General features: G+C 69.4%; 18 protein-coding genes and 2 tRNA genes. 12 read left to right on the forward strand and 8 right to left on the reverse strand.

Features of this window, described 5'->3' with window-relative positions; all coding sequences use genetic code 11:
- The first annotated feature begins 344 nt into the window (after nucleotides 1-344).
- The 6 genes from gyrB to AB0I32_RS06565 all read left to right on the forward strand — a co-directional run bounded on the left by gyrB (nucleotide 345) and on the right by AB0I32_RS06565 (nucleotide 7,001).
- Entirely contained in the window at nucleotides 345-2,420 is a 2,076-nt protein-coding gene (gyrB, locus tag AB0I32_RS06540) for a DNA topoisomerase (ATP-hydrolyzing) subunit B (protein ID WP_357504077.1), read from the forward strand.
- A gap of 187 nt (nucleotides 2,421-2,607) precedes the next feature.
- Nucleotides 2,608-5,220 (forward strand): DNA gyrase subunit A, encoded by a 2,613-nt coding sequence (gyrA, locus tag AB0I32_RS06545; protein ID WP_357504286.1) that lies wholly within the window; start codon nucleotides 2,608-2,610, stop codon nucleotides 5,218-5,220.
- Complete coding sequence (locus AB0I32_RS06550) at nucleotides 5,220-6,539, forward strand: DUF3566 domain-containing protein (protein WP_357504079.1); 1,320 nt, start codon at nucleotides 5,220-5,222, stop codon at nucleotides 6,537-6,539. Before gyrA ends, AB0I32_RS06550 begins: the two co-directional genes overlap by 1 nt.
- 147 nt (nucleotides 6,540-6,686) lie before the next feature.
- Nucleotides 6,687-6,760 (forward strand) — tRNA-Ile (locus AB0I32_RS06555).
- Nucleotides 6,761-6,795: 35 nt separating this feature from the next.
- Complete coding sequence (locus AB0I32_RS06560; RefSeq protein ID WP_274994665.1) at nucleotides 6,796-6,915, forward strand: DLW-39 family protein; 120 nt, start codon at nucleotides 6,796-6,798, stop codon at nucleotides 6,913-6,915.
- Nucleotides 6,916-6,928: 13 nt separating this feature from the next.
- A tRNA-Ala gene (locus AB0I32_RS06565) sits at nucleotides 6,929-7,001 on the forward strand.
- A 158-nt stretch (nucleotides 7,002-7,159) separates the two neighbouring features.
- Here AB0I32_RS06565 and AB0I32_RS06570 read toward each other — a convergent pair.
- Nucleotides 7,160-8,215, reverse strand: a complete 1,056-nt coding sequence (locus tag AB0I32_RS06570; RefSeq protein WP_357504081.1) for a hypothetical protein — start codon at nucleotides 8,213-8,215, stop codon at nucleotides 7,160-7,162.
- A gap of 123 nt (nucleotides 8,216-8,338) precedes the next feature.
- On the opposite strand from AB0I32_RS06570, the gene AB0I32_RS06575 reads away from it, so the two are divergent.
- On the forward strand, nucleotides 8,339-8,878 hold the full coding sequence (locus AB0I32_RS06575; RefSeq protein WP_357448172.1) for a peptidylprolyl isomerase: 540 nt from the start codon (nucleotides 8,339-8,341) through the stop codon (nucleotides 8,876-8,878).
- 85 nt (nucleotides 8,879-8,963) lie between these two features.
- On the forward strand, nucleotides 8,964-9,845 hold the full coding sequence (locus AB0I32_RS06580) for a rhomboid family intramembrane serine protease (protein WP_357504083.1): 882 nt from the start codon (nucleotides 8,964-8,966) through the stop codon (nucleotides 9,843-9,845).
- 169 nt (nucleotides 9,846-10,014) lie between these two features.
- Here the strand turns inward: AB0I32_RS06580 and AB0I32_RS06585 are convergent, their stop codons facing one another.
- Nucleotides 10,015-10,287 (reverse strand): cell division protein CrgA, encoded by a 273-nt coding sequence (locus AB0I32_RS06585; RefSeq protein WP_116673029.1) that lies wholly within the window; start codon nucleotides 10,285-10,287, stop codon nucleotides 10,015-10,017.
- Nucleotides 10,288-10,432: 145 nt separating this feature from the next.
- Between AB0I32_RS06585 and AB0I32_RS06590 the strand changes: the two genes are divergently transcribed.
- The 4 genes from AB0I32_RS06590 to AB0I32_RS06605 are packed head-to-tail and all read left to right on the forward strand — an operon-like array spanning nucleotide 10,433 to nucleotide 12,923.
- On the forward strand, nucleotides 10,433-11,248 hold the full coding sequence (locus tag AB0I32_RS06590) for a DUF881 domain-containing protein (RefSeq protein WP_357504085.1): 816 nt from the start codon (nucleotides 10,433-10,435) through the stop codon (nucleotides 11,246-11,248).
- The gene (locus tag AB0I32_RS06595) at nucleotides 11,245-12,078 is read left to right on the forward strand and encodes a class E sortase (RefSeq protein WP_357504088.1); all 834 of its coding nucleotides are present in this window, start codon (nucleotides 11,245-11,247) and stop codon (nucleotides 12,076-12,078) included. Before AB0I32_RS06590 ends, AB0I32_RS06595 begins: the two co-directional genes overlap by 4 nt.
- On the forward strand, nucleotides 12,078-12,236 hold the full coding sequence (locus tag AB0I32_RS06600) for a hypothetical protein (protein WP_357448182.1): 159 nt from the start codon (nucleotides 12,078-12,080) through the stop codon (nucleotides 12,234-12,236). Before AB0I32_RS06595 ends, AB0I32_RS06600 begins: the two co-directional genes overlap by 1 nt.
- 24 nt (nucleotides 12,237-12,260) lie before the next feature.
- Nucleotides 12,261-12,923: an aminodeoxychorismate/anthranilate synthase component II gene (locus tag AB0I32_RS06605; RefSeq protein ID WP_357504090.1), complete on the forward strand. Its 663-nt coding sequence runs from the start codon at nucleotides 12,261-12,263 to the stop codon at nucleotides 12,921-12,923.
- 73 nt (nucleotides 12,924-12,996) lie between these two features.
- Here the strand turns inward: AB0I32_RS06605 and pknB are convergent, their stop codons facing one another.
- Genes pknB through AB0I32_RS06635 form a run of 6 tightly spaced genes read right to left on the reverse strand, consistent with a single transcriptional unit; the run spans nucleotide 12,997 to nucleotide 21,841 of the window.
- Nucleotides 12,997-15,045, reverse strand: a complete 2,049-nt coding sequence (gene pknB / locus AB0I32_RS06610) for a Stk1 family PASTA domain-containing Ser/Thr kinase (RefSeq protein WP_357504092.1) — start codon at nucleotides 15,043-15,045, stop codon at nucleotides 12,997-12,999.
- Entirely contained in the window at nucleotides 15,046-16,806 is a 1,761-nt protein-coding gene (locus tag AB0I32_RS06615) for a protein kinase (RefSeq protein ID WP_357504094.1), read from the reverse strand.
- Nucleotides 16,803-18,341 (reverse strand): penicillin-binding transpeptidase domain-containing protein, encoded by a 1,539-nt coding sequence (locus AB0I32_RS06620; protein WP_357504096.1) that lies wholly within the window; start codon nucleotides 18,339-18,341, stop codon nucleotides 16,803-16,805. Before AB0I32_RS06620 ends, AB0I32_RS06615 begins: the two co-directional genes overlap by 4 nt.
- Nucleotides 18,338-19,834 carry an FtsW/RodA/SpoVE family cell cycle protein gene (locus AB0I32_RS06625; protein ID WP_357504098.1) on the reverse strand — a complete coding sequence of 499 codons (1,497 nt, stop codon included), beginning with the start codon at nucleotides 19,832-19,834 and terminating at the stop codon, nucleotides 18,338-18,340. The genes AB0I32_RS06620 and AB0I32_RS06625 overlap by 4 nt, the downstream gene beginning before the upstream one ends.
- Nucleotides 19,831-21,342 carry a PP2C family serine/threonine-protein phosphatase gene (locus tag AB0I32_RS06630; protein ID WP_357504100.1) on the reverse strand — a complete coding sequence of 504 codons (1,512 nt, stop codon included), beginning with the start codon at nucleotides 21,340-21,342 and terminating at the stop codon, nucleotides 19,831-19,833. Before AB0I32_RS06630 ends, AB0I32_RS06625 begins: the two co-directional genes overlap by 4 nt.
- Before the next feature lie 7 nt (nucleotides 21,343-21,349).
- A complete protein-coding gene (locus tag AB0I32_RS06635) occupies nucleotides 21,350-21,841 on the reverse strand; it encodes an FHA domain-containing protein (RefSeq protein WP_357448197.1) in 492 nt (163 codons plus the stop codon).
- Between the last annotated feature and the right edge of the window lie 9 nt (nucleotides 21,842-21,850).

Here is a 21,850-nt window from a genome sequence, read left to right on the forward strand (position 1 = left end):
CGGCCCAGGGGTCGGTCAAGGCCTCGTCGAAGGGTCCGGCGACCCTCTCAGGACCCTTCCAGGAGCGCAAAAATCACCCTGTGGAGAAAGGTTGTGGAGGAGTGGCTACAAACGGCCTCGGATCCCGGGTTTTCGCCGCTCAGAAGGTAGTATGAGGGGGTCAACCGCGCCGGGTCCCAGGATCGTCCTGAGGCCCGGAACGCTGAGCACCGACGAGCCGTCGGATCGTACGTCAGCACCCGAGCACGGCATGAACCCTTGTGGGTCCGAGCCGCTCGTGCAGCCGCTGGTACGTCCGTCGTCGTGCACATCGTGTGCCTGAAAGACGAGGAGCAACCCCGCCCGTGACAGAGCGAATCGACGGCGGCTACGACGCCGGGAACATCACAGTCCTGGAAGGTCTCGAGGCCGTTCGTAAGCGACCGGGCATGTATATCGGATCGACCGGTGAGCGTGGGCTCCACCACCTTGTGTACGAGATTGTGGATAACGCTGTGGACGAAGCCCTTGCGGGCCATGCCACAGAGATCGACGTGCGGCTCCTGGCCGACGGCGGCGTCCGTGTCACCGACGACGGCCGAGGCATCCCGGTCGCGATGCACCCGACCGAGGGCAAGCCCACGCTCGAGGTGGTCATGACGATCCTGCACGCCGGCGGCAAGTTCGGTGGCGGCGGCTACGCCGTCTCCGGCGGGCTGCACGGTGTCGGCATGTCCGTGGTCAACGCACTGAGCTACCGCTTCGTCTCCGAGGTACGCCGCGACGGGTACAACTGGCGTCAGGAGTACGCCGACGGCGGCAACCCGGTCACCGGCGTCGACCGGCTGGAGCCGCTCGGCCCCGACGAGGGCACCGGCACCACCCAGACCTTCTGGGCCGACGGGACGATCTTCGAGACCACCGAGTACGACTTCGAGACGCTCCGTGCCCGGTTCCAGCAGTACGCGTTCCTCAACAAGGGCCTGAAGATCACGCTCACCGACGAGCGTGCTGGCCACTCCTCCGCCACCGACGAGGTGACGGGTGCCGAGCGCGAGGCCGCTGCGGACGACGTGGTCACCGCCGAGAGCAGGCCGTCGGCCGACGGACAGGAGTCCGGCTCGGAGTCGGACGACTGGCGCACTGTCACGTACAAGTACGAGAACGGCCTGATGGACTACGTGCACCACCTCAACTCCGCGAAGCGGGTGGAGCTCGTGCACCCGGACGTGATCTGGTTCGAGAGCGAGGACACGGAGCGCAAGATCGCCGTCGAGATCGCACTGCAGTGGACCAGCGCCTACAGCGAGTCGGTGCACACGTTCGCGAACACGATCTCGACCACCGAGGGCGGGACGCACGAGGAAGGTTTCCGCGCAGCCATGACCACGCTGGTCAACAGCTACGCGCGGGACAAGAACATCATCAAGGAGAAGGACGAGAACCTCACGGGTGACGACATCCGCGAGGGCCTCACCGCCGTCATCTCCGTGAAGCTCGGTGAGCCGCAGTTCGAGGGGCAGACCAAGACGAAGCTCGGCAACACGGAGGCCAAGACCTTCGTGCAGCGCGTGGTGCGCGAGCAGCTCGTCGACTGGTTCGACGCTCACCCGAACGAGGCACGTGACGTCATCCGCAAGGCGATCTCTGCCTCGCAGGCCCGCATCGCGGCGCGCAAGGCGCGCGAGGCGACCCGCCGCAAGGGTGTCCTGAACGGCGGCGGCATGCCGGGCAAGCTCAGGGACTGCCAGTCGCGCTTCCCCGACGAGTGCGAGATCTACGTCGTCGAGGGTGACTCGGCCGGCGGTTCCGCGGTGCGCGGGCGCAACCCGCACAACCAGGCGATCCTCCCTCTGCGCGGCAAGATCCTGAACGTGGAGCGCGCGCGGCTCGACAAGGCGCTGTCCAACGCCGAGGTGCAGGCGCTCATCACCTCGTTCGGCACGGGCATCGGTGAGGACTTCGACATCTCGAAGCTCAAGTACCACAAGATCGTGCTCATGGCCGACGCCGACGTCGACGGCCAGCACATCTGCACCCTGCTGCTCACCCTGCTGTTCCGCTACATGCGCCCGCTCATCGAGCACGGCCACGTGTACCTCGCGCAGCCGCCGTTGTACCGGATCAAGTGGAGCAACGCCCCGCACGACTACGTGTACTCGGACCGGGAGCGCGACGCGTTCCTCGAGGCGGGCGCCGCGCAGGGCAAGCGGATCCCCAAGGACAACGGCATCCAGCGCTACAAGGGCCTGGGTGAGATGGACTATTCCGAGCTCTGGGACACCACGATGGACCCGGACCACCGGACGCTGCTGCAGGTGACCATGGACGACGCGGCTGCGGCCGACGAGATCTTCTCGGTGCTCATGGGCGAGGACGTCGAGTCCCGCCGCACGTTCATCCAGCGCAATGCCAAGGATGTGCGCTTCCTCGACATCTGAGGAATGAGCGCGCGAGCCCCATCAGGTGGCTCGCGCGCCCCGCGCGACCGCCCCACCAGGGCGTGCGACGTCGGACACGGACATGGCGGCCCAGGAGACGAAGTGACACGCCCACCGGCGTGGAAAGGAAGTACAGACGGTGACGGACGAGACCCCCGGCGTAGAGAACTCCGACGACGGCATTCCGATGGAGGACGCCCGAGTAGCGGTGCACCACGGCCGCGTCGAGCAGGTTGACCTTCAGCTCGAGATGCAGCGGTCGTACCTCGACTACGCGATGAGCGTGATCGTGGGCCGCGCCCTGCCCGACGTGCGGGACGGCCTCAAGCCGGTGCACCGCCGCGTCATCTATGCGATGTACGACGGCGGCTACCGGCCGGACCGCGCGTACTCCAAGTGCTCGCGTGTCGTGGGCGACGTCATGGGCAAGTACCACCCCCACGGCGACACCTCCATCTACGACACCCTGGTGCGCCTGGTCCAGGACTGGGTGCTGCGCTACCCGCTGGTCGCGGGCCAGGGCAACTTCGGCTCGCCGGGCAACGACCCGGCGGCCGCCCCGCGGTACACCGAGTGCAAGATGGCGCCGCTCGCGCTGGAGATGGTGCGGGACATCGAGAAGGGCACCGTCGACTTCCGGCCGAACTACGACGGACGGACCCAGGAGCCCGTGGTCCTGCCGTCACGCATCCCGAACCTCCTGGTCAACGGGTCGGCCGGCATCGCCGTCGGGATGGCGACGAACATCCCGCCGCACAACCTGCGCGAGGTCGTCGAGGGCGTGCGGTGGCACCTCGCAAACCCCGACGCGACCCGCGAGGAGCTGCTCGAGGCGCTCCTGGAGCGCATCAAGGGCCCGGACTTCCCGTCCGGCGCGCAGATCCTCGGACACAAGGGCATCGAGGACGCCTACCGCACGGGTCGTGGCTCCATCACGATGCGTGCGGTCGTCAGCGTCGAGGAGATCCAGAACCGGATCTGCCTGGTCGTGACCGAGCTGCCGTACATGGTGAACCCGGACAACCTGGCGTCGAAGATCGCCGACCTCGTCAACGACGGTCGGATCAACGGCATCGCGGACATCCGCGACGAGACGTCCGGCCGCACGGGTCAGCGCCTCGTGATCGTCCTCAAGCGCGACGCCGTGGCGAAGGTGGTGCTGAACAACCTCTACAAGCACACGCCGCTGCAGGAGAACTTCAGCGCGAACATGCTCGCGCTGGTCGACGAGGTGCCCCGCACGCTCAGCATCGACGCGTTCGTGCGCCACTGGACCACGCACCAGATCGAGGTCGTGCGCCGGCGCACCGAGTACCTCCTCAAGGAGGCGCAGGACCAGATCCACATCTACGAGGGCTACCTCAAGGCCCTCGACGCGCTCGACGAGGTCATCGCGCTGATCCGCCGCTCCCCCGACGCGGACGAAGCGCGGACGGGCCTGATGGAGCTGCTCACGATCGACGAGCTGCAGGCGAACGCGATCCTGGCGCTTCAGCTGCGTCGGCTGGCGGCGCTCGAGCGACAGAAGATCCTCGACGAGCACGCCAAGCTGCGGATCGCGATCGACGACTACCTGGACATCCTCGCCAAGCCGGACCGCCAGCGGGCCATCGTGGGCGACGAGCTCACCGAGGTGACCGAGCGCTGGGGCGACGAGCGTCGCACCACGATCCTTCCGTACGACGGCGACATGTCGATGGAGGACCTCATCCCCGAGGAGGACGTGGTCGTCACCATCACGCGTGGCGGTTACGCCAAGCGGACCCGGACGGACAACTACCGCTCGCAGAAGCGCGGCGGCAAGGGTGTGCGCGGCGCGCAGCTGCGCGAGGACGACATCGTGGACCACTTCTTCACGACGACGACCCACCACTGGATGTTGTTCTTCACCAACCTGGGCCGGGTCTACCGGGCCAAGGGGTACGAGCTACCCGAGGGCGGCCGCGACTCCAAGGGTCAGCACGTCGCGAACCTCCTGGCCTTCCAGCCCGGCGAGAAGATCGCCCAGGTGCTCGACATCCCCGACTACGAGGCGGCGGAGTACCTGGTCCTGGCCACACGGCGCGGGCTCGTCAAGAAGACCCGGCTGAGCGAGTACAACTCGCCGCGGTCGGGCGGCCTCATCGCGATCAACTTGCGCGAGGACGAGGACGGCGCCGCGGACGAGCTGGTCTCGGCCAGGCTCGTGAACGCCGACGACGACCTCATCCTCGTCTCGCGCAAGGGCCAGTCGATCCGCTTCCACGCGGACGACGAGTCGATCCGCCCCCTGGGCCGCGCCACCTCGGGCGTCACCGGGATGAAGTTCCGGGAGGACGACGAGCTGCTCTCCGCGGCCGTGGTCATCGACGGGGCGGACCTCTTCGTGGTCACCGAGGGCGGTTTCGCGAAGCGCACCCGCATCTCGGAGTACCGGGTCCAGGGCCGTGGTGGTCTCGGAATCAAGGTCGCCAACCTCGTGGAGGCGCGCGGCGATCTCGTGGGCGCGCTGGTGACGTATGCCGACGACGAGGTGCTCGTCATCATGGAGCGCGGCAAGATCGTGCGTTCCGCGGTTGCCGAAGTTAACCTCACTGGCCGGAACACGCAGGGGGTAACCTTCGCAAAGCCGGACAAGGGCGACAGGATTATCGCCGTCGCGCGCAACGCGGAGCGTGAGGACGCGGGCGATGCGACAGGTGCTGTGGACGAGATCTCCGACGGCGACTCCGCGGAGCGGGTTACCGTGGAAGAGATTCCGACCCCTGATGAAGTTCCGAGCACCCCTGAGCAGGACAGCACCGGACGCGAGGACAGCTGATGACGAGTGACAAGAGCGGGCCCGTGCGCACGGCGTCGCCCGAGCTCGATGAGGACCTGGAGATCACCCGGGATCGCAAGGAGGTAAACGGGGAGCAGGCCGCGGCCGACGCCCCTGACTCGAAGCAGGCGGGGGCGAGCTCGAGCAAGAGCTCGGCGTCGGCGAAGACCGACGACGGGTCAGGCGCCGCTACGAGCGGTTCCGGCGGGGCGAGCGGAAACGCCGACCTGCTGTCCGGGCCGGTCGCGGTTCCCGCTCCGCCGACGACGCAGGCCCGCCCCAGGCCTGGCGCGGAGGCACCCGTGCCGCCGGCACCGGGGGAGTCGAGCATTCCTACGACGGGCGGGGTCTGGCGTTCCGCGTACGAGGCGGGCCGCCCAGGCAGGGACTCCAAGTCGGCCGCGCCCGCGGCGGCCGACGCGCCTGCCACTCCGGCGGCACCGGTCAAGCCGGCCGTCTCGGGCTCGGCCAAGCCGGCCACGTCGCCCAAGCCGGCCACCCCGCCGGCGCCACCCACGCCGGCCACGCCGACGAGCAGCCAGCCCGTATCCGGGCCTGGTCTCGTCTCGGCCAGGTCCGACGTCCCGGCTCCGGCGTCCGACGCCACCGCGAAGTCGTGGAACCGCGTCCCGGCACCGAACACCCCGCCGGCACCTCCCACCGCGACGTCGGAGGGTACGGACGGTGTTCGAGCCGGCGCGATGAAGGCAGCCCAGGCCGCTCTCGACGCGGCACGCAGTGCAGCCAAGAAAGTGACGTCGATAATGCCCGACGACGATACGCGGTCGGCAACACCCGCGAACGACGCCCCGGCTCGGCCGGAGATGCACTACACGGCGGGCGGAGTGCGCGGAACTGCCACTCCGGCGGCTGCGCAGGCTGCGGGTACGACGCCTCAGGCGCCGTCGGAGCCGACTTCGGCCCCGACCCCGGAGGCACCTCGCTCTGCTCCGGCCGGGCCGCGCCGGGTACGCCTCGCCATCTCTCGTGTGGACCCGTGGTCCGTCATGAAGCTGGCGTTCCTGCTGGCCGTGGCGATCGCGATCATGACGGTGGTCGCCACAGCGGTGTTCTGGTCCGTGCTGAACAGCCTCGGCGTGTTCACCACCATCCAGGACTTCGTGAAGGAAGCCGTCGGGCCGCAGAGTGACGTGAACCTTACGCAGTTCGTGGAGTTCCCCCGTGTCATCTCGCTGGCGACCCTGATCAGCATCTGTAACATTGTCCTGTTGACGGCGATCGCCACGATCATGGCTTTCCTCTACAACATCACTGCAGCACTCGTCGGTGGCGTGCACATGACGCTGACCGACGACTGACGTCTCCCCGACGTCACCCAGAGCGTTCTCGTGCGCTGCCGCGCACGACTCGATGCACGTCACACCGCGAACCGCGTTTTCGGTTTGGGACATCGTCCCGACCTGGGGTAATCTCCAGTGTCGCGGCAGCGTGCGGAACGCTCGCCCGGGGCTATAGCTCAGACGGTTAGAGCGCTTCCCTGATAAGGAAGAGGTCGGAGGTTCAAGTCCTCCTAGCCCCACTCCCGGACCTGCAGAGGCTCCCCAGGAGGAACTCGTGAAGAAGCTGCTGATAGTGCTGCTCGCTGCTGGAGCCGGCTACGTTCTCTGGCGCAAGCTGAGCGAGGACGCCGCGGGACGTGACCTGTGGTCCGAGGTCACCGACTCGCTCGACTGAGCAGCCGGCAGAGGGGGCCATGGCGCAATTGGTAGCGCACCTGCTTTGCAAGCAGGGGGTTGGGGGTTCGAGTCCCCCTGGCTCCACCCCCGATGACCTGTGGCGATACTCTCGCCGCAGGTCATTTTTTATGCCCTGGTCCTGGACCGAGGACGTGGGCCGATGACCGGATCGGCTCTGGCATGACAGGAGGGCCTGGCCGCTCTGGCCAGGCCCTCCTGTCATGCTCACGGGGAAGCGGAGGTCAGCCCTCCTGCTTGCCCTCCCCCGCGGTCTTCGGCTTCGCGGGCGGAACCTCGTCCACTACGGGCAGGTCCTCTGCGGAGTCGGCCGGAACGGCCTCGTCGAAGATCGGGCTCTCGATGGGTGCAGCCGTGTCGCTGGAACCGAGGTCCGACTCCCCCGCCGTCGCCGCTGCGGGGTCGCTACCGCCGCGCTTCTGTGCGGCGGTGCTCGCCTTCTGCGCCGTCGCCCAGGCCGCGTCCAGGACCGGAGCGGCCTTCTCCTTGGCGGCGTCCAGCACAGGTGCCGCCTTCTCCAGCACCGGTGCGGCCTTCTCCTTCGCCGCCTCGAACGCGGGGCTCGCCGCCGAGTAGGCCCGAGCGCCGAGGTCCTTGGCCGTCTGTGCGGCCTTGGCCCCCGCCTCCTTGCCCTTGGCGACGGCGGAACCGGCCGCCGCACCGACGCCGGACGAGTGGCGCGCGGCGCCGTTCGAGTAGTCGGCACCCGTGCCCTGCTCCCAGGGTTCGGCCCACGGGTCGGTCTGGGGCTGCGCACGCTTCCAGAACACGTAGCCGGCCACGGCCGCGCCACCGGCCGCCAGTGCCACGAACCAACCCTTCTTGGAGCCCTTCTTGTTGGCCTCGTCCGCCGCCTTGGCGACGGATTCGGCGAGCGCGGCCTTGTTCTGTGCCGTCGCCGCGTTGGCAGCCGCGCCGTTGAACGCGGAGACCATCTTCGGCAGCAGGTCGTCCACGAGCTTGTCGTGCGCGGAGTCGATGAGTGGCGCTGCCTTGCCTGCGGCCTTCTCGACCTGGGGGGCGGCAGCCTGGAGGCTGTCCTGCCACGCCTTCTCCGCACGCGGCGTCAGCCACGCGATGAAGTCGTTCACGCGAGGCTGAGCCCAGTCCTTGGCGTTCGAAGCCCGGTCCTTGGCCTGGGCCGCGACGGCCCCAGCCTGCGTTGCGGCCTTGGAGCTGACGTCGGAAAGCAGAGCTGCCGCCTCCGCGGCCCTCTCCTTGACCTTCTCGGTGTCGATCTTGCTCGTGTCCACGTAGTCGGTCACCTTCTTGCGGGTCATGAAGCTCCCCTCGAACTGTTCATATAGTCCTCAAGATGACACTCTGCCACCGCACGGGCCCACTGGCGAGAGCGGGCGGAGTCGGTGCAGCACCAGCGGGCTGCTCCGTGGGAGGATTGATACATGTTCGCAATCCTGCACACCACCTCCGGTGACATCCGTATCGAGCTCTTCCCGAACCACGCGCCCAAGACTGTCGAGAACTTCGTCGGCCTCGCGACCGGCGAGAAGGCATGGACGGACCCGCGGACGGGCGAGGAGCGCAAGGACCCGTTCTACGACGGCCTGATCTTCCACCGCGTCATCGAAGACTTCATGATCCAGGGCGGCTGCCCGCTCGGGACGGGAACCGGCGGCCCCGGGTACACGTTCAACGACGAGATCCACCCCGAGCTTCAGTTCAACGAGAAGTACATCCTCGCGATGGCCAACGCCGGCAAGCGTCGCAACCCGGTGACGGGCGAGATCGAGGGCACCAACGGTTCGCAGTTCTTCCTCACCACCGCGGAGACCCCGTGGCTCAACGGCAAGCACACCATCTTCGGCAAGGTGGCGGACGACGCGTCGCGCACGGTCGTCGACGAGGTCGGCAAGACCCGCACGCGTCCTGGCGACCGCCCGGTCGACGACATCACGATCACGTCGGTCACCATCGAGCCCTGAGCGACGGCGGCGACCGCTCCGCTCCGGCGGGACCAGGCACGACCAGCGAGTACTTGAGGACCGAGGGGACTGAGGACGTATCGCGATGAACGACCCGGCCGCCGAGGAGCCGACCGAGGCCGAGGCTCCCGTGTGCCCGCGCCACCCGGACCGGGTGGCCTACGTACGTTGCCAGCGGTGCGGTCGGCCCGCGTGCCCCGAGTGTCAGCGGCCGGCGGCCGTCGGCGTGCAGTGCGTCGACTGCGTCCGGGAGGCGAAGCGCGCCGCGCCGCGCGTCCGGACCGTCTTCGGCGGCTCCGCCGACAGTGCCGCGGTTAACGGCCGGCCGGTCGTGACGTTCACGATCATCGGGATCTGCGTCGCGAGCTGGCTGCTGCAGCTGGTGACGGCGGGCGAATGGACGCGGCTGCTGTGGTTCTGGCCCGCAGGTGGTGCGGCTGAGCCGTGGCGCTTCCTCACGGCCTCGTTCCTGCACTCCACGTCACCGCTGCACATCCTGTTCAACATGTATGCCCTGTGGATAACCGGGCAGTTCCTCGAGCCGTTGCTCGGGCGGTTGCGCTTCGGGATCCTGTGCCTGCTCTCCGCGGTGGGCGGGTCGGTCGGCGTGCTGCTCCTCGCGGGCGACCCGTTCACGTCGAACGCCTGGGGGACGCCGGTGGTCGGCGCATCCGGCATGGTGTTCGGGCTGTTCGGCGCGATGCTTCCCGTCATGCGGCGGCTGGGCCGGAGCATGGGCCAGGTGATCGTCCTGCTCGTGATCAATGGTGCCATCGGCTTTGTCGTGCCGGGCATCTCCTGGCAGGCGCACCTGGGCGGGCTCGTCACGGGGGCGCTGGTGGCCGCCGCGTACGCCTACGCACCGAAGGAACGCCGCGCCGTCGTCGCCTGGGCGGTGCCACTTGCCGGCATCGCACTCCTGACCGGCCTGGCGGTGATGCGGTACAGCTCGGTGGGTCTCCTGTGACCGGAGCGACGACGCCTCCGGCTCTGGTTCGACACCCGTCCGAACCGAGCAACTGGGCCGTTCCCGGCACCTGGCGGTGTGTCACCACTCTCTTTTCCCCAGCTTTACCCACAGCTGTGGATAAATAGGGATACAGTTCCGCGGCCGCCTCAGCGCGGCCGCGGAACGCTCACTTCCAGCGCGTGGTCAGGCCGAAACCCACGATGATCAGGCCGAAGCCGACCGCGAGGTTCCACTGACCGATCTGCGGGATCGGCAGGCCGAGGCCGGAGCTCGTGAGGTAGAACGTCACGATCCAGACGAGGCCGAGGATCATCAGGGTCAGCATCACCGGAGCGAGCCAGCGCGGGTTGGTCGCCTCTCCGGGCAGCGCGACCTTCGCCTCGGACTTCTCAGCCTTGGGCGTGACCTTCTTCTTGTTGCGGGACTTCGACTCGGGCACGAGGCGGGCTCCTGTCCTGGGGTGGTCTGCCCGACGGGTGTGCCGAGCCGACGTCTGCTTTCTCTTGGACTAGCGTAGTGCTCCACAGGCCGCAGGCGTGACCAGACGCGTCAGTGGGTTTGTCGATTGTTGCAGGAGGGACGCGGTGACCGGAGCCGAACCGACCCCCGCGCCGTCCGCGAAGGACAGTGCGACGGGCTTTTTCCGCGCCTCGATGCATGCGGGATGGCGGTCCTGGTTGAGCGTGGGCGCCGTGGCCGTGCTGGCCGGACTCATGTTCAGTGCCAGCGCTCGGCTGGCTGACGGCGGCGGTGCCGACACCCGTGACCCGCAGGACCTCGCCCAGCTGGTGGGCGCCGAGACGAGCAGGGTCTCCGACCTCACCGAGCGTGCAGGCGAGCTGGACCGGGAGATCGAGACGCTGAGTGCCCGCGCCGGCGCCACCGTCCCCAGGCTGGACGGCGACCTGGTCCAGCGGGAGGGCGTGGTGTCCGGCTCCGAGCCCGTCGGCGGTGCCGGGCTCACGGTGACGCTCGACGACGCGCCCTCGACGTCGGTCGGTGCGGGGCCCGGCGGGGTGGAGCCGCAGCCCGACGACCTCGTGGTGCACCAGCAGGACCTGCAGCACGTGATCAACGCGCTGTGGGCCGGTGGCGCGGAGGCCATGACGCTGCAGGGTGAGCGTGTGACCTCGACCTCAGCGTTCCGTTGCTCCGGAAACATCCTGTTGCTGCACGGGAAGGTGTTCTCACCCCCCTACAAGGTGACGGCGGTCGGCAACCCGGCGAAGATGGAGTCGTCGCTGATGAGTTCCGAGGGTGTGCAGACGTATCTCGAGTACGTCGACTGGGTGCACCTGGGCTGGGACGTGCGACGCAGCGACAACCTCGACCTCCCCGCGTACGACGGCGGAGGTCTGCAGTATGCGACGGTTCCCGACGGTACGGAGGTCTTTGGATGACCCACGCGCAGGCCGGCCACAACGTGCCGCTGCCACAGGAGGTCTTCCCCATCGCGTATGAGCGCGGCCCCTCCGGCATGGGTCCGCGCAACGCGCGGCGCCCGAGCGGGCCGGCGGCGCCCATGCGGCCGGTCGCCTGGCTGATCGGCGTCCTGGGCGAGCTCCTGGTGACCGCCGGCGTCGTGCTCGGTCTCTTCGTCGTGTGGCAGCTCTGGTGGACCGACGTCGAGGGCGAGCGGGCACAGAGCGAGATCATCGCCGAGATGGACTGGGAGGGCACCCAGACCGGCCCGGCGACCTCCACCGAATATCGCGACCCGCCGCCGGTCATGAAGGAACCGCCAGAGGCTGGGACCCTCTTCGCGCAGATGTTCATCCCCCGGTTCGGGAACGACTACATCAAGCCCGTCGCCGAGGGCACGGACAAGGCGACGGTGCTCGACACCATCGGCATCGGGCACTACGACGGCACGGCGATGCCGGGTGACCTCGGGAACTTCGCCGTCGCCGCGCACCGCACCACCTACGGCAAGCCGTTCAACCAGATCGCGGAGCTCAAGAAGGGTGACGCCGTCGTGGTCCGCACCAAGGAGACCTGGTACGTCTACAAGGTGACCGAGTCGAAGATCGTCCTCCCGCAGAACGTCGAGGTGATCGCGCCGGTGCCCGGGGTGACCAAGGACCAGCCCATGCCGGAGCTGACCAAGCGGTTCATCACGCTGACGTCCTGCCACCCGATGTTCTCCGCCACCGAGCGGTACATCGTGCACGGCGAGCTCGACTACTGGTCCCCTGTGGGCGAAGGCAAGCCGAAGGAGCTGATGAGCTGATGTACGGGCTGTTGTGGCGAGCCATCCCCGGACCCGGCTGGTTCAAGTTCCTGGTGTGCCTCGTGCTCATCTTCGGCGTGGTCGCCGTGTGCTTCACCGAGTTCTTCCCGTGGCTCAGCGAGTACATGCCGTTCAACGACACGACGGTCGGCGCGTAGCGGTCCTCGCCGTAGCATTTGACCATGACGCGCATCCTCGTCGTCGACAACTACGACTCGTTCGTCTACACGATCGTCGGCTACCTCGACCAGATCGGCGCCCGGACCGTGGTGGTCCGGAACGACGCCGTACCCTCCCCCGACGCCGACGGCCGCTACTGGTACGACGACGGCGACGGCTCCCGCGAGCCCTATGACGGCGTGCTCGTGTCCCCCGGACCCGGCACCCCCGCGGAGGCCGGTGCCTCCGAGGACGTCATCCGTGCCTGCGCCCGGTCCCGCACCCCGATGCTCGGGGTCTGCCTCGGGCACCAGGCCCTCGCGGAGGTGTACGGCGGCAAGGTGACCCATGCCCCGGAGCTCATGCACGGCAAGACGAGTCTCGTCGAGCACACGGGCCACGGCGTCCTCGCCGGACTGCCCATGCCGTTCACCGCAACGCGGTACCACTCGCTCGCCGTGACGCCCGACAGTGTGCCGACGGAGCTCGAGGTGACGTGCACGACGGCGTCGGGCATCGTCATGGGACTGCAGCACCGGGAGCTGCCGCTGCACGGCGTGCAGTTCCACCCGGAGTCGGTCCTCACCGAGGGCGGACACCGGCTGCTCGCGAACTGGCTGGAGACCTGCGGGCTCGAGGGCGCGGTGGAGCGGGCACAGGGAATGGCGCCGCTGGTCACCACGTGACCGACGACGCCATGCCTGTCCTGCGCTGACCCTGCCCTGCGCTGACCGGTACCGCCCGGTCAGCGCAGTCGTGCTACGGGAAGACGCCCTCGCCCTCGCCGCCCCCGCCTTCGCCCTCGCCGCCTTCGCCCTCGCCGCCGCCGTCAGCAGGGCCGGTCGAGATCACGAGGCCGATGTAGGCGCCCTCCTCGACGGTGGTACCTGGCTGCGGGTCCGACCTGATGACCTGCCCGGCCGCGACGATGTCCGAGGCCTCCTCGGCCGTCTGGTCGCAGGTGATACGCACGCCGGTACAGGCGACCTGGGCCTCCTCGAGCGTCTTGCCGACGAGATCGTGGGGTACCTGCGTCTCCGTGGGAGCCGGCGCCACCGCGAGATAGACGGTGACGGACTGGCCCTGCGGGACGTCACCGGCCTCCGGGTCGGTGCGGACCACAGTGCCCGGCGGCACCTCTTCGCTCTCCTCGTTGTCGTACACGATGGTGCCGAGGCCGAGGTTCGCCAGCTGCGCGCTGGCACCTTCCTTGGACTGGCCGACGACGTTCGGGAGCGTCGTGTTACCCGTCGAGAGGTAGAGGGTGACCTCGTCGCCTTCCTGCGCGGGCTGGCCGGCGCCGGGCTCGCTCTTCGTCACCATGCCCTCGGCGATGTCCGGGCTGTTCTCCGTCTGGGAAGTGCCGACGGTGAGGTTGAGCTTCTCGAGCTCGGCCCGGGCGTCGGCCTCGGACAGGTTCTTCAGGTCGGGGACCGTGACCTGGCCGGGCGCGCCGGCGACGAAGACGATGACCGTGGAGTTCGGGTCGACCTCCTCGCCCGCTGCCGGGTCGGTCGTGCCGGTGGTCAGCCCCTCGTCGAGCTCGGAGTCCTGGTCGATGGCCTGCTCGAACGTCAGGCCGGCCGCCTCGATCTGAGCCCTGGCCGCTTCCGCGGTGAGGCCCTCCGCGATCCTCGGTACGGAGAGCGCCGTCGGCGCCCGGTTGTTGTTCGCGTTCTCCACCGCCATCGCGATGCCGATGGCCGCTACCGCCGCCAGGGCGATCCCGAGCAGCCACCACATGAGGGCCTTGCTCTTCTTCTCGGGCTCCTGGTCGGCGCGGTTCGGCTGGCCGGGGTATCCCCCGCCGGGCGTGACCGGGCTCTGCTGCGCCGTCGCCGGTCCCCAGCTCGGGGTCGGCGACATGACCTGTGTGGCGCCGTACGCGGGCTGGCCCGCGACCTGCGTCGCACCCATCATGGCGCCCACCATCGGCGCGCTGATCTGGCCGCCGCGCATGGCGGCCTCCAGGTCGCGCCGGAACTCGGCGGCGGTGCTGTACCGCTGCTCGCGGTCCTTCGTCAGTGCCTTGAGCGTGATGCGGTCCAGCACGTCGGGGACGTCCGTCGCGACCTCCGACGGGCGCTGCGGCTCCTGGCCCACGTGCTGGTACGCGACGGCCACGGGCGAGTCGCCCTGGAACGGCGGACGACCGGTGAGGAGCTCGAACAGCATGCAGCCGGTCGAGTACAGGTCGGAGCGGGTGTCGACCTGCTCACCGCGGGCCTGCTCGGGGGAGAGGTACTGCGCGGTGCCGATGACGGCGTTCGTCTGCGTCATGGTCGCGGCGGAGTCGGCCATGGCCCGCGCGATGCCGAAGTCCATCACCTTGACCGCACCCGTGGGCGTGATCATGACGTTGGCGGGCTTGATGTCGCGGTGCACGATGCCCGCGTGGTGCGAGTACTCCAGCGCGCTCAGCACGCCGACGGTGATCTCGACGGCCTCCTCGATGGGCACCGCGGCGCCGTCGGTGAGGATGTCGCGGACCGTGTGGCCCTCCACGTACTCCATGACGATGAACGGGACGTGCACGTCCTCGCCGGCGGCGTTCTGGTGGATGTCCTCGCCCGTGTCGTACACGGCCACGACAGCGGGGTGGTTCAGCGCGGCGGCGGACTGCGCCTCGCGCCGGAAGCGCACCAGGAAGGACGGGTCACGAGCGAGGTCGGAACGCAGCACCTTGATCGCGACGGTACGACCGAGACGGGTGTCGTGGCCGATGTGGACCTCGGCCATGCCGCCACGGCCGACAAGCTCGCCGACCTCGTAACGGCCGGCGAGTACGCGGGGCGTGTTCTCGACCACTCATACGTCCTTAGATGTCATGGCCGTCTGCCTCAGGGCGTACGACTCGTTGAAAAACATCATCCCAGAAGCGGCGACTGCCGCGGCTGCGGGGCGATTCAGCGTTTCACCGTGGATTTCGGAGGAACCCAACGGCTCCTGCAGAGCGCTGTTGTCGCCGCCTCCGGAGACCAGCGTGATGATGAGGACCACCAGCAGCAGGGCGACCAGCGCGACGAGCGGCCAGGATACGCGGACCCCTATGCGATCCTCGATCCCGCCGAGCCACCGCTGGATGTCCGACGACAGACTTCGTCGCTTCCCAGGGTGGCCCCCGGACCGTCCCTGCTGGGGGACCCTCCGCCCGTCCTGGCGTGTCGAGTGCAGATCGCGGCGCGACGGGTAGGACCGCCCCCCGTTCCCCAGGCCGTTGCCGATCGACGGCGGCGGGACGTAGCCCGAACCGTGCGGCCTGCCGTAGGCGTCGGTCCCATAGGTGCCCGACGTCGTGCCGTAGCCCGCGGAGTCCGCGCCGTAGCCGGCCGAGTCCGTGCCGTACTGCCCCGAGCCCGGGGCGCCGGCAGGGGTGCCCGGCGCGGGCGAGTAAGGGCGGCCGTAGGCGTCGGTCCCGTGCGTGCCCGACGTCGTGCCGTATCCGGCGGAGTCGGAACCGTGGGCCCCCGAACCGAAGGGTCCTGAGCCGTACCCGCCCGCTGGCGTGCCCGATCCGTATCCGCCGGCCGGGGTGCCACGGTCCGGGCTGGGCGGCGCGGAATGCGCATTCGTGACGGTGGTGTGCCGACCGCCGCTGGTCTGGCCGAACGGCGTCTGCCTGCGCGCGTGGGACGGACCGGGCTGCGCCCCTGCGCCGCTGCGGCCGTTGCCCGACCGCTGCGGGCCCGCAGGCTGCCCGTCGCGGCGGGCCCGGCGCGCGTAGCGTGAGCTGCCGAACGGGTCCTCCGCGATCTCGGCGGCGAGCACGTCGAGGTGCCGCGCGAGCTGGTCGGCGGACGAGATGCGCTGCGCCGGATCCTTCTCGAGCATCTGCGTGATGGTCTCGGAGAGCCCGGGGTGGACCGACGTCGGCAGGAGCGGAACCGGCGCGTTGACGTGCGCGATAGCGATGTCGACGGGGGTCCTGCCGGTGAACGGGCGACGGCCCGCCGTGGCCTCGTAGGCGACCACGCCGAGCGCGTAGATGTCGGACGCTCCGGTGGCCGACTGCCCCACCGCCTGCTCGGGCGACAGATACTGCGCGGTGCCCATGACCATGCCGGTGGCGGTCATGGGCACCTGGTTCTGCGCCACGGAGACACCGAAGTCGGTGATCTTCACGGTGCCGGAATGCTCCAGCAGGATGTTGCCCGGTTTCACGTCGCGATGGACCACACCCGCGAGGTGGGCGGCGTGCAGGCCGCGGGCCGTCTGGGCCAGGATCGGCAGGAGCCGGGCCGGCGGGAGCACCGGCTCGCGTTCGAGCAGGTCGGCGAGCGGCTCGCCCAGGACAAGCTCCATGACGAGGTAGCCTGCGCCGTTCTCCTCGCCGTAGTCGAACATCTGCGCGATGTTGGGGTGAACGAGGGTCGACGAGTTCCGGGCCTCCGTGCGCAGGCGACGAAGAAAGTCCTCGTTGCCCGTGTACTCCTCGCGGAGCACCTTCACGGCGATCTCGCGCGCGAGCTTCTCGTCGCGCGCCACCCAGACCTCGCCCATGCCGCCCATGGCGATGCGCCGGACGAGCGTGTAGCGCTCACCGAGCGTCAGACCCTCGACCGGTCTCATCTCGAGATCGCCGCCTGCATGATCTGTCGGGCGATGGGTGCGGCCAGCGCGCCACCGGTGGTCTCGTTGGTGGACTGGCCTCCGTTCTCCAGCACGACGGCTACCGCGACCTGCGGGTCGTCGGCCGGGGCGAACGACGTGAACCACAGGGTGGGCGACCGCGGGTTGTCCTCGGCGGTGCCGGTCTTGCCCGCCACCTGGACGCCCTGGATCTGCGCACCCTCGCCGGAGCCGTCGTTGACGACCTCGATCATCATCTCGGTGAGCGCCTGCGCCGTGGACGACGAGAACGGGCTCTTGTAGCGGCTCGGCTTGGTCTGGCTGACCAGCTCCAGGTCGCTGTCCCGCACGCTCTGGATGAGGTACGGCTCCATGAGGTCGCCGTCGTTCGCGACGGCGGCCGAGAGCATGGCGACCTGGAGCGGCGTCAGCCGGAGGTCGCCCTGGCCCATGCCGGAGAGCGCGATGCGGGCGGCCGAGTCGTCGTCATCGTCGCCGCCGATGAGGCCCGGGTAGGCACCGATCGTGGTCGACATCGGGATGTCCAGCGACTCGTTGAACCCGAAGTCCTGGAACATCCGCTGCATCCCGTCCTTGCCGACCTCGTTGGCCAGGTCGAGGAACGCGGTGTTGCAGGAGATGGCGAGTGCCCTCTTGAGCGTCATCTTGCCCGAGGGGTCGCAGGTCTCACCGTCGAAGTTCTGCACCTGACCGGTGGGGCCCGTCGTGCCGGGGAGCTGGTAGACGTCGGGCGCGGGGACCTCGGTGTCGGGGTTCACGCCTTCGTACTCGATGGCGGCGGCCGAGGTGAGCAGCTTGAACGCGGAGCCGGGCGGATACGTGGCGTTGATGGTGCGGTTGATCGTCGGCCCGTACGGGCTCAGCCGCACCTCGCCGTCCTCCGAGTTGACCCGCGGCTTCTGGTTCAGGAGCGTGTTGTAGGCCGCGGTCGCGTCCCCGGCGTTGTGCACCGCGATGGAGTTCGGGTCGAACGACGGCTTGGAGACCATCGCGAGGATGGCGCCGGTCTTCGGGTCCATGGCCACGGCCGCGCCGGTGTAGTCCCCGAGGGCATCCCAGGCAGCCTGTTGGACCTTGGGGTCGATGGTGAGCTCGACGGAAGAGCCCTGCGCCTCCTCACCGGTGATGAGGTTCTGCAGCCGGTCGAGCCAGAGCGAGTCGTCCTCGCCGCCGAGGTACCCGTTCGCGAAGCGTTCGAGCCCCGTGTAGGTACCGGTGACCGCGAAGAAGCCGGTCAGCGGCGCGTACACGCTGGCGGCGCCCGCGTCTCCGCCCGAGTAGGTGCGCTGGTACTTGTAGTCGTCGTCGACCGGTTCGGACGTCACGATCGGCTCGCCACCCTTGACGACGATCGGCCCGCGGTCCCGGCCGAGCTCGCTGTAGATGTTCCGGAAGTTGCGCGGATCCTCGTTCAGGTCGCTCGCCGTGACGAACTGGATCCAGGTCGTCGAGACCATGAGGGCCAGGAACATGGCCATCACGACGGTCGAGAGGCGTCGCAGGGTCGTGTTCACCGCTCCACCCCCCGGACGATCTGGGTCGCGTCGTCGGGCGTAGCGCCCCGGCCGGCGCCTGCCTCGGTACCCGCCTGCACCGGGCCCATGCCGGGGCCGCCCACCTCGATGGCGTCGGCGCCCACCAGTGCGGGCGCCGGGTCGGCCAGCGCACCGCGGGTGGGCAGGGCCGAGGGGCGTCGAGCGGCGTCGGAGATGCGCAGCATGAGGGCGATGACTATCCAGTTCGCGAGCAGGGAGGATCCGCCCTGCGCCATGAACGGCAGGGTCAGGCCGGTGAGCGGGATGATGCGGGTGATGCCGCCCACCACCACGAAGAGCTGCAGCGCCATGACGAACGCGAGGCCGCCCGCGAGCAGCTTGCCGAATCCGTCGCGCACACCGACCGCGTGGCGCAGGCCCCGCTGGACGATGACCAGGTAGACCAGCAGGATCGCCAGCAGGCCGGTGAGCCCGAGCTCCTCGCCGAGCGAGGCGTAGACGAAGTCGGAGAACGCGAACGGCACCCGGTCCGGATAGCCCTCGCCCCAGCCGGCACCGAACATGCCGCCGTACGCCATGCCGAACAGGCCCTGGACGATCTGGTAGGAACCGCCGAACTCGCGCTCGTACAGATCGGCGTCGAGGGGATTGAGCCAGATGTCGACCCGGGCCTGCACGTGGCTGAAGATCGTCCAGGCTGCGACGGCGCCCCCGGCGAACATGGTGAGGCCGATGACGATCCAGCCCACCCGGTCGGTGGCCAGGTAGAGCATGCCGACGAACAGGCCGAAGAAGAGGAGCGACGTCCCCAGGTCCTTCTCGCCGATGAGGACCGCCAGTGAGACCGCCCAGACGATCAGGATGGGGCCGAGGTCACGCAGCCGGGGAAGCTGCAGGCCGAGGAACTTCTTGCCGGCCAGCGCCAGGGTGTCGCGGTTGGCGACGAGGTAGCCCGCGAAGAACACGGCGAACGCGATCTTGGCGAACTCGGCCGGCTGCAGCGAGAACGGGCCGATGAAGATCCAGATCTGGGCACCGTTGATCTCCGCGCCCAGTCCGGGGATCAGCGGCAGGATCACGAGGACGATACCCACGACCATCGCCGTGTAGGTCAGCCGCCGCAGGCCACGGTGGTCCCGCAGCAGGAAGATGACGGCGCAGGCGACGACGACGCCCAGCGCGGTCCACATGAGGTGGCGAGAGGCGTTCGCGCCCCGCATGTCCACCAGGTCCAGCCGCAGGACCATGGCCATGCTGACGCTGTTCAGCAGCACCACGGCCGGCAGGATCACCTGGTCCGCGTACGGTGCGCGCAGCCGCAGCACGATGTGCGTGGTGAACGCCAGGGCGGCCAGGACTATCGAGTACGTCCAGAAACCCTCGGGCAGAGCGTCATCGAGCGCGTAGCCGACCATCCACATGCCGCCCATGCCCAGGGCAAGCGCGACGATGAGCAGCATCGCCTCCGCGATGCGGGTGGGTGCCTTCTCCTCGAGCTGGAGGCCGCTCATCCGTTCGCCCCCTGGTCGGAGTCGTTCGTGGTGGTCGACCGGGACGTCGACGAGGAGCTCCCGCCCGGCTCGTCGCTCGGCGAGGGGCTGGGTGACGGCGACGGCTCGGTCTCCTCTGCGGCGTCCGCGATGAGGCGGTCGGCGCGTCCGCGGGCATCCTCGAGCGAGGTGGCGCGGATGGTCTCCTGCACGCGGTCGGCGACGAACCCGGGCAGCTCGTCGACGCGGGTGCCGGTGAGCTCGACCGGGGTCGAGAAGGTCAGGGGGCCTGCCGTCGCTGGAATGCCCCGGAAGACGGCGACCTGGCCGTCCGCCTCTCCCACGTAGTACTGGGTCTGGGTCCAGCGGTAGCCGCCCCAGCCCGCCAGGGCGAGGCCCACGATCAGGAGCAGCGCGCCGAGCACGGTCAGCCAGACCCGCTTCCTCGGCGGGATCTCGTCCTCGCGGGCCGCTTCCTCGACGTCCTCGTCGGGCTGGATGTCCGGCTGGTACTGCTCCTCGTCAGGGGCGCCGGCGATCATGGCCTGCTCGAGGGTGTCGGCGAGGCCGTCGCGCGCCGCGTCGTCGGGCAGGACGCCGACGGAGACCGGTGAGGGTGCGGGCTGGCCGCCCGACGGGACCGTGGAGCGGGTGAAGCTGGTCACGGTGTCGCCGTCGATGCCGGAGCCCGGTCCGGGCAGGGCAGTGGGGGAACCCGGGTCGCCTGCCGCGGTCACGCCGGCGAGTGCCGCCGAGCCGACGATCTCCGGCGTGACGGTGGCGGCGGTGGTGGCCGCAGCGCCCTCGTCCACGACGTCGGCCACGACGACGGTGATGTTGTCGGTGCTGCCCGCGCGCATGGACATCGAGATGAGCCGCTCGACGGCGTCCTGCGGGGTGGTGACCGAGATGAGGACCTCGGCGATCTCGCTGTCGGGCACGAACCCGGACAGGCCGTCCGAGCAGAGCATCCAGCGGTCGCCGGGTACCGCCTCGCGGATCGAGAGGTCGGGCGTGAGGTCGAGGTCGAAGTCGCCCAGCACCCGCATCACCACGTTGCGCTGCGGGTGGGTCTCTGCCTCGTCGGGCGTGATGCGGCCGGTGTCGACCAGGTGCTGCACGAAGGTGTGGTCCACCGTGACCTGGGCGAGGGTGCCGTCGCGCAGGAGGTACGCGCGCGAGTCACCGAGGTGTGCCATGGCCAGCGTGTTGCCGGACTTCAGCAGCGCCGTGACGGTGGTGCCCATGCCGGCCAGGTCCGGGTCGGCAGTCGTCGCGTCGACGAGGTCCTGCCTGGCGCGGTCGATCGAGCGTTCCAGCTCGGACATCGACTGGTCGGAGCTGTGGTCGGGCCGGTCGAGGGCCACCAGGGCCGCGATGGTCAGCGCGGACGCGACGTCGCCGCCCGCGTGCCCGCCCATCCCGTCGGCCACGACGAGGAGGTTGGGGCCCGCGTAGGCGGAGTCCTGGTTGTTGGAGCGGACGAGGCCGACGTCGGAGCGCGCGGCATACCGCAAGGTCACGGTCACGTGATGGTCATCCCTGGAGCTCGACGACGGACTGTCCGATCTGCACACCCACACCGGGGGCGAGCGGCAGGACACCCTGCACCCGCTCCTCGCCGATGTACGTGCCGTTCGTGGAGCCGAGGTCCTCCACGAACCACTGGCCGCCCTGGGGGAAGATCCGTGCGTGACGGGACGACGAGTAGTCGTCGTCGAGCACGAGCGTGCAGCTCGGCGCGCGTCCGATCAGCACGCCGGACGAGGTGAGCGGGATGGTGGTCCCCGTGAGCGGGCCTGCCACCACGACGAGCCGCGAAGGACCGCCGCGCTGAGGAGCGCGGGGCGCGCCACCGGCCGGGGTCGGCGTCGGGGCCGGCCCCGCGAGCTCCGGCCGGCGCCGTCGGCCGCTCGGCGTACGTGGTCCGGCCAGGTCGCGCCGGAGCACGGCGACGGCGGAGAGCACGAACACCCACAGCAGCACGAGGTAGCCCAGCCGGAGCAGGGTGAACGTCAGCTCGCTCATGTCGGGTTC

The sequence above is a fragment of the Promicromonospora sp. NPDC050249 genome (assembly GCF_040656015.1).
GTDB lineage: Bacteria > Actinomycetota > Actinomycetes > Actinomycetales > Cellulomonadaceae > Promicromonospora.

Coding starts and splice junctions, on each gene's coding strand:
- gyrA (WP_357504286.1), top strand. CDS start 2,608: ATGGAGGACGCCCGAGTAGCGGTGCACCACGGCCGCGTCGAGCAGGTT.
- AB0I32_RS06550 (WP_357504079.1), top strand. CDS start 5,220: ATGACGAGTGACAAGAGCGGGCCCGTGCGCACGGCGTCGCCCGAGCTC.
- AB0I32_RS06570 (WP_357504081.1), bottom strand. CDS start 8,215: ATGACCCGCAAGAAGGTGACCGACTACGTGGACACGAGCAAGATCGAC.
- AB0I32_RS06575 (WP_357448172.1), top strand. CDS start 8,339: ATGTTCGCAATCCTGCACACCACCTCCGGTGACATCCGTATCGAGCTC.
- AB0I32_RS06580 (WP_357504083.1), top strand. CDS start 8,964: ATGAACGACCCGGCCGCCGAGGAGCCGACCGAGGCCGAGGCTCCCGTG.
- AB0I32_RS06595 (WP_357504088.1), top strand. CDS start 11,245: ATGACCCACGCGCAGGCCGGCCACAACGTGCCGCTGCCACAGGAGGTC.
- AB0I32_RS06600 (WP_357448182.1), top strand. CDS start 12,078: ATGTACGGGCTGTTGTGGCGAGCCATCCCCGGACCCGGCTGGTTCAAG.
- AB0I32_RS06605 (WP_357504090.1), top strand. CDS start 12,261: ATGACGCGCATCCTCGTCGTCGACAACTACGACTCGTTCGTCTACACG.
- AB0I32_RS06615 (WP_357504094.1), bottom strand. CDS start 16,806: ATGAGACCGGTCGAGGGTCTGACGCTCGGTGAGCGCTACACGCTCGTC.
- AB0I32_RS06625 (WP_357504098.1), bottom strand. CDS start 19,834: ATGAGCGGCCTCCAGCTCGAGGAGAAGGCACCCACCCGCATCGCGGAG.
- AB0I32_RS06635 (WP_357448197.1), bottom strand. CDS start 21,841: ATGAGCGAGCTGACGTTCACCCTGCTCCGGCTGGGCTACCTCGTGCTG.